Annotated in this window: 1 pseudogene; it reads left to right on the top strand. The window is 68.1% G+C overall.

The annotated features are described in order from the left end of the window. Nucleotides 1-1,045, top strand: a pseudogene (locus AB0G15_RS43515) (DNA-directed RNA polymerase subunit beta); the annotation flags it as partial.

The following is a 1,045-nucleotide window of genomic DNA, read 5'->3' as shown; positions in this document are numbered from 1 at the left end:
AGCTCGGGGTCGACAGCGAGATCACCCAGGGCACGCTCACCGAGGACGACATCGTCGCCACCATCGAGTACATCGTCCGGCTGCACGCCGGCGAGGTCGAGATGCCCGGCGCCAACGGTGAGATCGTCGTCGAGACCGACGACATCGACCACTTCGGCAACCGCCGTCTGCGCACGGTGGGCGAGCTCATCCAGAACCAGGTCCGCCTGGGCCTGGCCCGCATGGAGCGCGTCGTCCGCGAGCGGATGACGACCCAGGACGTCGAGGCGATCACGCCGCAGACCCTGATCAACATCCGCCCGGTCGTGGCGTCGATCAAGGAGTTCTTCGGCACCTCCCAGCTGTCGCAGTTCATGGACCAGACCAACCCCCTGGCCGGCCTGACGCACAAGCGTCGTCTGTCCGCGCTGGGCCCCGGTGGTCTGTCCCGTGAGCGGGCCGGCTTCGAGGTCCGTGACGTCCACCCGTCGCACTACGGCCGCATGTGCCCGATCGAGACTCCGGAAGGACCGAACATCGGTCTGATCGGCTCGCTGGCCTCCTTCGGCCGGGTCAACTCCTTCGGTTTCGTCGAGACCCCCTACCGCAAGGTCGTCGACGGCCGGGTCACCGACCAGGTCGACTACCTGACCGCGGACGAGGAGGACCGGCACGTCATCGCCCAGGCGAACACGCCGATCGGTCCCGACGGAACGTTCCTCGAGTCGCGCGTGCTCGTCCGCAGGAAGGGCGGGGAGTTCGAGTCCCTGCGCGCCAACGAGGTCGACTACATGGACGTCTCGGCACGCCAGATGGTGTCCGTGGCGACCGCGATGATCCCGTTCCTGGAGCACGACGACGCCAACCGCGCGCTCATGGGCTCCAACATGCAGCGCCAGTCGGTGCCGCTGCTCAAGAGCGAGGCGCCGCTGGTGGGCACCGGCATGGAGTACCGTGCCGCGACCGACGCCGGCGACGTCATCACCGCCGACAAGGCGGGCGTGGTCGAGGAGGTCTCCGCCGACTACGTCACGGTGATGAACGACGACGGCACCCGCACCACCTA

This window comes from Streptosporangium sp. NPDC023825 (assembly GCF_040639575.1).
Classification (GTDB): domain Bacteria; phylum Actinomycetota; class Actinomycetes; order Streptosporangiales; family Streptosporangiaceae; genus Streptosporangium.
Note: the sequence above shows the minus strand (reverse complement) of the source record. Positions and strands in the feature narration are given on the sequence as shown.